This is a genomic window from Aeromonas sp. D3 (genome assembly GCF_027705025.1).
Taxonomy (GTDB): Bacteria; Pseudomonadota; Gammaproteobacteria; order Enterobacterales; family Aeromonadaceae; genus Aeromonas; species Aeromonas salmonicida.
Genome location: NZ_JAPDBE010000002.1, coordinates 224787 through 233085 on the forward strand (window position 1 = coordinate 224787; position 8299 = coordinate 233085).

Here is an 8299-nt window from a genome sequence, read left to right on the forward strand (position 1 = left end):
ATATGAGACTGACCTCAAAAGGACGTTACGCTGTGACTGCCATGCTCGACGTGGCGTTGCATGCAGAGCAGGGGCCTGTGCCCCTGGCTGATATTTCAGAGCGTCAGGGCATCTCCTTGTCCTATCTCGAGCAACTGTTTGCCCGCCTGCGCAAGCATGGTCTGGTGAGCAGTGTGCGTGGTCCGGGCGGTGGTTATCGCCTCGGTCTGGCCCCTGATGCTATCTCTGTCGGTCAGGTGATCACTGCAGTCGACGAGTCGGTTGATGCCACCAAGTGTCTCGGCAAAGGTGGCTGCCACGGCGGTACCCAGTGTCTCACTCACTCCCTGTGGCGTGACCTCAGCGAGCGTATTTCCAGTTTCCTGGGGGATATCACCCTGGCTGAGCTGGTGGGTCAGGCGGACGTGCGCCGGATTGCCGGCAAGCAAGATGAACAAATGAAAACCGTGTTGTCCCTGGTTGATCGGGTAGAACACGGCGATGTGAGCTTGAAAGTCCAACTATAAACAAACGTGCTTTCCACAGCCGGTCGATGTGTGACCCTGGCTGTAACGGAGAAAAACATGAAACTGCCTATTTACCTTGATTATTCGGCAACCTGTCCGGTGGACCCGCGTGTCGCAGAAAAAATGATGCAGTGTCTCACCATGGATGGCCTGTTCGGCAATCCAGCTTCCCGTTCCCACCGCTTTGGCTGGCAAGCCGAAGAGGCGGTAGACCTGGCCCGTAATCAAGTGGCAGAGCTGATCGGTGCAGACCCGCGCGAGATCGTCTTTACCTCCGGCGCGACCGAATCCAACAACCTGGCCATCAAGGGCGTTGCCCATTTTTATGCTGGCAAGGGCAAGCACATCATCACCTCCAAGACAGAGCACAAGGCAGTACTCGATACTTGCCGCCAGCTGGAGCGTGAAGGCTATGAGGTGACTTACCTCGAGCCGATGCCGAACGGCCTGTTCACCCTGGAACAGATCGAGGGCGCCCTGCGTGATGACACCATCCTGGTCAGCATCATGCACGTCAACAACGAGATCGGCGTGGTGCAAAACATTGCCGCCATCGGCGAGCTGTGCCGCTCCCGCAAGATCCTGCTGCACGTGGATGCGGTACAGAGCGTGGGCAAGATCCCGGTGGATGTGGAAGCGCTGAAAGTTGACCTGCTCTCTGTTTCTGCGCACAAGGTATACGGCCCGAAAGGGATCGGTGCCCTGTTTGTGCGTCGCAAGCCCCGCGTTCGTCTGGAAGCCCAGATGCACGGTGGTGGCCACGAACGTGGCATGCGTTCAGGCACACTGCCGACTCACCAGATCGTTGGCATGGGTGAAGCTTTCCGTATCGCCAAAGAAGAGATGGCGAGCGAAGGCCAGCACATCATGGCCCTGCGTCAGCGTCTGTGGGATGGCATCAAGGATATTGAAGCCGTCTACATCAACGGTGACCTGGAACAGCGTGTACCGGGCAACCTCAACGTCAGCTTCGCTTATGTGGAAGGGGAATCCCTGATCATGGCGCTGAAAGATCTGGCGGTCTCTTCCGGTTCTGCCTGTACCTCGGCCAGCCTGGAGCCCTCCTATGTGCTGCGCGCGCTGGGCCTGAACGACGAGCTGGCGCACAGCTCCATCCGTTTCAGCCTGGGTCGCTTTACCACAGAAGAAGAGATTGATTACGCAATCAAGCTTATCCGTGACTCCATCGGTCGTCTGCGCGAGATGTCTCCCCTGTGGGAGATGTACAAAGACGGCGTCGATCTGAACACGGTCGAATGGGCTCATCACTGATCCATCGGATCAGTGATCAACGGAATTAGCAGGAGTTAGATATGGCTTACAGTGAAAAAGTAATCGACCACTACGAGAATCCCCGCAACGTAGGTGGCTTCGACAAGAACGATCCCAACATAGCGACCGGTATGGTCGGTGCTCCGGCGTGTGGCGACGTGATGAAGCTGCAACTGAAGATCAGCGACGACGGCATCATCGAAGACGCCAAGTTCAAGACCTACGGTTGTGGTTCCGCCATTGCCTCCAGCTCCCTCGTGACCGAGTGGGTCAAGGGCAAGACCCTGGACGAAGCCGCCGGCATCAAGAACACTGACATCGCCGAAGAGCTGGCTCTGCCACCGGTGAAGATCCACTGCTCCATTCTGGCTGAGGATGCCATCAAGGCCGCCATCGCCGATTACAAGCAGAAGAAAGGTCTCTAAGGTCAGGAGAGCAGTATGGCCATTACCATGACAGATGCCGCAGCGGCACGGGTTTCCTCTTTTCTGACCAACCGGGGCAAGGGCATAGGCCTTCGCCTCGGCGTCAAGACCACCGGCTGTTCGGGTCTTGCCTATGTGCTCGAGTTTGTCGATGAGCTGGCGGATGAAGATCAGGTGTTTGAGCAGAACGGTGTCAGAATCATCGTCGATGCCAAGAGCCTGATCCATCTGGATGGCACCGAACTGGACTTCGTCAAGGAAGGCCTCAATGAGGGCTTCCAGTTCAATAACCCCAACGCCAAGGGCGAGTGTGGTTGCGGCGAAAGTTTCAGTGTCTGACAGGTTTGACATACATGATGTCCTGCCGGTTGAACTGGTCGAAAACGACCAGTTCAATAACACCCGGTTCAGCGTTTTTGGCGAGCTTGGTGGCGGTGAAAACGTCTGTGTCTAAGAGGTTTGCATGAATCATTTCGAGCTGTTTGGGCTGGTTGAAGGCTTCGAGCTCGATACCCGTCAGCTGGCGGACACCTACCGTCAGTTGCAAACCCAGTTCCACCCCGATCGTTTTGCCACGGCGCCCGAGCGGGAACAACTGGTTGCGGTGCAACGAGCCGCCCAGATCAACGATGCCTACACCACCCTCAAGACGCCCCTGCGCCGAGCCGAGTATCTGCTCTCCCTGCGAGGCACCGATATTCGTGGCGAGCAGCAAACCCTGCAAGACACCAGCTTCCTGATGCAACAACTTGAGTGGCGCGAGCGCCTTGCCGACTTGAAAGGGGAAGCCGACCCTGAGGGTGCCATCAAGGATTTTCGCCAGGAAATAGGGCATGATCACCAGCTGTTGATGCAACAGCTGACACTGACGCTTGCCGCTGGCGATGATCTGATCGCGGCTGATTGCGTCCGCAAACTCAAGTTTGTCGACAAGCTCCTTGAAGAGCTGGAACGATTCGAAGACTCACTGTTCGAGTCTTGATCCTTTAACGCTGGAATTTTGATTACCCATGGCATTACTGCAAATCGCCGAGCCCGGCCAGAGCGCCGCACCTCATCAGCATAAACGTGCCGTTGGCATCGATCTTGGCACCACCAATTCTCTGGTCGCGGCAGTGCGCAGCGGCCACGCCGATACCCTCTGCGACGAGCAGGGTCGGGATCTGCTGCCCTCCGTGGTGCACTATCAGGTTGATGCTATTCGTGTCGGCTTTGACGCCAAGCGTGAAGCCTCACTCGATCCTCACAACACCATCGTCTCCGCCAAGCGGATGATGGGCAAGGCCCTGGCCGACATTGATACTCGCCAGCAGCCTTACCAGTTTGTGGCCGCCGATAACGGCATGCCCCAGCTGCAGACCCGTCAGGGGCTGGTCAACCCGGTACAGGTCTCAGCCGAAATCTTGAAGAAACTGGCAGAGCGTGGTGCGGCCGCACTGGGTGGCGAGCTGGATGGCGTTGTCATTACAGTGCCCGCCTATTTTGATGATGCCCAGCGTCAGGGTACCAAGGACGCGGCCCGTCTGGCCGGTCTGCACGTACTGCGCCTGCTCAACGAACCCACTGCCGCCGCGATTGCCTACGGCCTCGACTCCGGTCAGGAAGGGGTGATAGCGGTGTATGATCTCGGCGGCGGGACCTTTGATATCTCCATCCTTCGTCTGCACCGCGGTGTGTTTGAAGTGATGGCCACTGGCGGTGACTCGGCGCTGGGGGGCGATGATTTCGATCACCTGCTGGCGGACTGGATCAAGGCACAAGCCGGCCTTGAAGGTCAGCTCGATGCCAGCACCCAGCGCGAATTGCTGGATGTGGCCGCCGCCGTCAAACACGGCCTGACCGATGCCGATCTGGTGTCCTGTGCCTTTGCCGGTTGGCAGGGGGAGGTGAGCCGTCACCTGTTTGAGGAACTCATCACTCCGCTGGTCAAGCGTACCTTGCTGGCCTGTCGCCGCGCCCTGCGTGATGCGGGGCTGGAGCAGGTGGAAGTGCTGGAGGTGGTGATGGTCGGTGGCTCTACCCGGGTGCCGCTGGTACGCGAGCGAGTGGGGGAATTCTTCCAGCGCACGCCGCTGACCAGTATCGACCCGGACAAGGTAGTCGCCATTGGCGCCGCCATCCAGGCCGATATCCTGGTGGGCAACAAGCCTGATGCCGAGATGCTGCTGCTGGACGTGATCCCGCTCTCCCTTGGCCTTGAGACCATGGGGGGCCTCGCCGAGAAAGTGATACCGCGTAATACCACGATCCCGGTGGCCCGCGCCCAGGAGTTCACCACCTTCAAGGATGGCCAGACCGCGATGGCAATCCACGTGGTGCAAGGGGAGCGTGAGCTGGTAGCCGATTGCCGTTCCTTGGCCCGTTTCACCCTGACCGGGATCCCCCCCATGGCGGCGGGTGCCGCCCACATTCGCGTCACCTTCCAGGTGGATGCGGATGGTCTGCTGTCGGTCAGTGCCATGGAGAAATCCTCCGGCGTGCAGGCCGAGATCCAGGTCAAGCCTTCTTACGGGCTGGGGGAGGAGGACATACTCACCATGCTGAGTGCCTCCATCGCCAACGCCCAGCAAGACATGGATGCCCGCATGCTGGCAGAGCAGCAGGTGGAGGCCGACCGTGTGGTCGAAAGTCTCAATGCTGCCCTGGCCGCCGATGGCGATGCGCTGCTGAGCACCGCCGAGCGCGCTGCCATCGACAGTGCGATCACCCATCTGCTGTCCGTGCGCGCCGCAGGGACAACCAATCAAATCAAAGATGCCATCGAGGCGGCGGACGCTGTCAGTGGTGAATTTGCAGCCCGCCGGATGGACGCCTCCATCCGCAAGGTGCTGACCGGACAAAACGTCAACAAGGTGTGATATGCCAAAACTGATTATTCTGCCCCATCCCGAGCTCTGTCCGGACGGTGCCGCGCTCGAAGGCAAGAGTGGCGAGACCATCCTGGATGTGGCGCTGCGCAATGGCATCGAGATCGAGCATGCTTGTGAGAAGTCCTGCGCCTGCACCACCTGTCATTGTGTGGTGCGAGAAGGGTTTGACTCCCTCGAGCCGAGCGATGAGTTGGAAGATGACATGCTGGACAAGGCATGGGGACTGGAGCCGGAATCCCGTCTCAGTTGCCAGGCCAGACTGGCAGACGAGGATCTGGTGGTGGAGCTGCCCAAGTACACCATCAACCTCGCTTCAGAACGCCATTGATGGCACCTTAATTACACATGAGTGAATTGAGCGTGCAGCATCCCATGGTGCAGTAATGATATGGTGAAGGCCGTGACCCTTGAGGGGAACGGCCTTTTTTGTGCTCGTTATTTCCCTATTGATTAATGAAAAGTGCCAATAAAAAGGAAGCAAGAGAACATGGCTGACATGATGAACGTACGCTTGTCCCTCCAGGCCGCCGCCGCCCATTGGGGCGAAGGTGCCCAGCTCAGTTTCAACGGTGACGAGACCCACATTCACCTGGGCGCTATCGCCCAGGAAAATGACGCCTTGCGCACCATACAGCGTGCGGCCCGCCGTCTCGAGTCCAGCGGTATCAAGCGGGTGAAGCTGGCCGGTGATGACTGGGATCTGGAACGCCGTTACGCCTTCGCCCAGGGCTTCTACGCCGCCAAGGGGACGCGTGAGCTGGACTTTGGCCCACAGAGTGAGTCCGATGCCCGCGAGCTGGATGCACTGATCAAGGCGACCCGCTGGGTACGCGAGGTGACCAACGGTTGCCCGGAAGCCATTTATCCCATGAGCCTGGCGGAATCAGCCTTGCTGCTGATCCGTGGTCTGGGTGGGGATCAGGTCACTGCTCGTATCACAGCCGGCGAGGCGTTGCGTGAGGCCGGCCATATCGGCATCTGGTCGGTAGGTCGTGGCAGCGAGCGAGAGCCCGTGCTGCTGGAGCTCGACTACAACCCGACCGGGGATCGCAATGCCCCCGTGGTGGCCGCCCTGGTGGGCAAGGGCATCACCTTCGATTCCGGTGGCTATTCCATGAAGTCCTCTGACAACATGCTGCCGATGAAGTCCGACATGGGCGGTGCAGCCATGGTCACCGGTGCCCTGGCGCTGGCCATCAGTCGTGGCCTGAACAAGCGCGTGAAGCTCATTCTCTGTTGCGCCGAAAACCTGGTCTCCGGCCACGCCTTCAAGCTCGGCGACATCCTTACCTACAAAAACGGCATCTCGGTTGAAATCCAGAATACCGATGCGGAAGGCCGCTTGGTGCTGGCCGATGGTCTGATGGCCGCCTCCGACAGTGGCGCGACCTACATCCTGGATGCCGCTACCCTGACCGGCGCCGCCAAGACGGCGCTAGGCCGTGACTACAACGCCGTGTTTGCCCTCGATGAAGTCGAGCAGCAACGAACACTGGCAGCCGCCAAAGCCGAACATGAGAAGGCCTGGGCCCTGCCACTCGAACCCTGGCACGTGGGCCAGCTCACCTCTGCCTTTGCCGAGCTGGGCAACGTGGCCTCTGCCGAAGGCACGGCCGGGGCCACCACGGCGGCCGCCTTCCTGTCCCGTTTCGTACGTGACGAGGGCAAGGGCTGGGTACACCTGGATCTGGCGGCTTCTTATCAAAAATCAGGCAATGATCTCTGGGCAACCGGGGCCAAAGGCCACGGTCTGCGCACTATCGCACGCTGGCTGCAGGAGGTGAGTGCATGAAGGTCAGCTTACATTGCCGGTTGCAGGAGGTACTTGAATGAACATCTGGTTAAGCCGTGAGTTTGCTCCCGCCGAGTGGGGCGAGGGGGCGCTGCTCTCTCACCGTGCCGATGGCATGATGATCCATCTGGTGACCGCCACGCCGCTGATCGATATCCAGCAGGCAGCGCGTCGCCTGTGCAGCCAGGGGATCCAGAAAGTGGCCCTGGCCGGTCATTGGGAGCGCGAACAGCAGTGGGCCTTCGCCCAGGGGCTGCAGACCCCCAAGGCCGAAGTCGAACTGCAGTGGGCCACCTCGTCCGAAGAGGACAGGGAGGAGCTGGAGGCGCGCTGGCTGTGCGGAAGCTGGGTCCGCGAGATGACCAATGCCACCCCGGAGCAACTGGGGCCGTTGGAGCTGGCGGTGGAGGCGGCAGCCTTTATCACCGAGCTGGCGCCGGACAGGATCAGTCATCGCATCCTGAAAGGAGAGGCGTTGCAACAGGCTGGCTGGGTCGGTCTCTATCAGGTTGGCCGTGGCAGCGATCGCGAGCCCGTGCTGCTGGAGCTGGACTACAACCCGACCGGGGATCGCAACGCCCCGGTGGCGGCGGCCCTGGTGGGCAAGGGTATCACCTTCGACTCCGGTGGCTACTCCATGAAAACCTCCCAGGGCATGCTCACCATGAAGCATGACATGGGGGGGGCGGCCATAGTGACCGGTGCCCTGGCGCTGTCCATACTGCGTGGCCTCGACAAGCGGGTGAAGCTCATCCTCTGCTGCGCCGAGAATCTGGTCTCCGGCCACGCCTACAAGCTGGGTGACATCCTCACCTACAAGAACGGCACCACGGTCGAGATCGTCAACACGGATGCCGAGGGACGCCTGGTGCTGGCCGACGGCCTGCAACTGGCAAGCGACTGCGGTGCGCCGCTCATCATTGATGCAGCCACTCTGACGGGCGCCGCCGTCATGGCGCTGGGGGGGCGTTACAACGCTCTGTTTGGCCTGGACAAGGGGCTGGTGAGTCGTGCCATGGCCTACGCCGATGCCGAGCAGGAGCCCGCCTGGCCGCTGCCGCTGGAGCCCTGGCACCGCCAGCAGTGCCCGTCTCACTATGCCGACACGGCCAACAGCCGCCCTGTGCCGGGCGGTGGCCCTGGCGGCGCTTCCAACGCGGCGGGCTTCCTCTCCCGCTTCGTCGGCGATGAAGGACGGGGTTGGTTGCACGTCGATCTGGCCGCCTGTTTCAGCGAGAACGGTGACAGCCTGTGGGCGCCGGGCGCCAACACCCTGGGGATGCGCACCATAGCGCATACCCTGCTGGTGGAAGCGCGCTGAGCAGGATGACAATCGTCAAGGAAGGGCACCTGAGGGCTGTCTCTTATACAAAAATCCCCAAGCATCGCTTGGGGATTTTTTTGAACTTCTCTCCCATTCTGTGATCTGAACCT

9 protein-coding genes are annotated in these 8299 nt (G+C 60.2%); all 9 read left to right on the forward strand.

The annotated features are described in order from the left end of the window. Positions 1–2: 2 nt before the first annotated feature. The 9 genes from iscR (at position 3) to pepB (OKC28_RS02795) (ending at position 8186) form a co-directional block, all read left to right on the forward strand. A complete protein-coding gene (gene iscR, locus OKC28_RS02755) occupies positions 3–506 on the forward strand; it encodes a Fe-S cluster assembly transcriptional regulator IscR (RefSeq protein ID WP_017411386.1) in 504 nt (167 codons plus the stop codon). 57 nt (positions 507–563) lie between these two features. Then, positions 564–1778, forward strand: coding sequence for an IscS subfamily cysteine desulfurase (locus OKC28_RS02760; protein WP_059112288.1), 1215 nt, complete (start codon positions 564–566; stop codon positions 1776–1778). Between the two features lie 41 nt (positions 1779–1819). Next, positions 1820–2203, forward strand: coding sequence for a Fe-S cluster assembly scaffold IscU (gene iscU, locus OKC28_RS02765; protein WP_005310405.1), 384 nt, complete (start codon positions 1820–1822; stop codon positions 2201–2203). Between the two features lie 15 nt (positions 2204–2218). Then, positions 2219–2542 (forward strand): iron-sulfur cluster assembly protein IscA, encoded by a 324-nt coding sequence (iscA, locus tag OKC28_RS02770; protein ID WP_005310407.1) that lies wholly within the window; start codon positions 2219–2221, stop codon positions 2540–2542. 124 nt (positions 2543–2666) lie between these two features. Further along, positions 2667–3185 carry a co-chaperone HscB gene (hscB, locus tag OKC28_RS02775; protein WP_058394705.1) on the forward strand — a complete coding sequence of 173 codons (519 nt, stop codon included), beginning with the start codon at positions 2667–2669 and terminating at the stop codon, positions 3183–3185. 28 nt (positions 3186–3213) lie between these two features. Then, a complete protein-coding gene (gene hscA / locus OKC28_RS02780) occupies positions 3214–5061 on the forward strand; it encodes a Fe-S protein assembly chaperone HscA (RefSeq protein ID WP_256688147.1) in 1848 nt (615 codons plus the stop codon). 1 nt (position 5062) lies between these two features. After that, a complete protein-coding gene (fdx, locus tag OKC28_RS02785; protein ID WP_005310414.1) occupies positions 5063–5401 on the forward strand; it encodes an ISC system 2Fe-2S type ferredoxin in 339 nt (112 codons plus the stop codon). A 159-nt stretch (positions 5402–5560) separates the two neighbouring features. After that, a complete protein-coding gene (gene pepB, locus OKC28_RS02790; protein ID WP_256688148.1) occupies positions 5561–6865 on the forward strand; it encodes an aminopeptidase PepB in 1305 nt (434 codons plus the stop codon). 37 nt (positions 6866–6902) lie between these two features. Further along, positions 6903–8186, forward strand: coding sequence for an aminopeptidase PepB (pepB, locus tag OKC28_RS02795; protein WP_256688149.1), 1284 nt, complete (start codon positions 6903–6905; stop codon positions 8184–8186). Positions 8187–8299: the final 113 nt, after the last annotated feature.

Coding starts and splice junctions, on each gene's coding strand:
- iscR (WP_017411386.1), top strand. CDS start 3: ATGAGACTGACCTCAAAAGGACGTTACGCTGTGACTGCCATGCTCGAC.
- OKC28_RS02760 (WP_059112288.1), top strand. CDS start 564: ATGAAACTGCCTATTTACCTTGATTATTCGGCAACCTGTCCGGTGGAC.
- iscU (WP_005310405.1), top strand. CDS start 1,820: ATGGCTTACAGTGAAAAAGTAATCGACCACTACGAGAATCCCCGCAAC.
- iscA (WP_005310407.1), top strand. CDS start 2,219: ATGGCCATTACCATGACAGATGCCGCAGCGGCACGGGTTTCCTCTTTT.
- hscB (WP_058394705.1), top strand. CDS start 2,667: ATGAATCATTTCGAGCTGTTTGGGCTGGTTGAAGGCTTCGAGCTCGAT.
- hscA (WP_256688147.1), top strand. CDS start 3,214: ATGGCATTACTGCAAATCGCCGAGCCCGGCCAGAGCGCCGCACCTCAT.
- fdx (WP_005310414.1), top strand. CDS start 5,063: ATGCCAAAACTGATTATTCTGCCCCATCCCGAGCTCTGTCCGGACGGT.
- pepB (WP_256688148.1), top strand. CDS start 5,561: ATGGCTGACATGATGAACGTACGCTTGTCCCTCCAGGCCGCCGCCGCC.
- pepB (WP_256688149.1), top strand. CDS start 6,903: ATGAACATCTGGTTAAGCCGTGAGTTTGCTCCCGCCGAGTGGGGCGAG.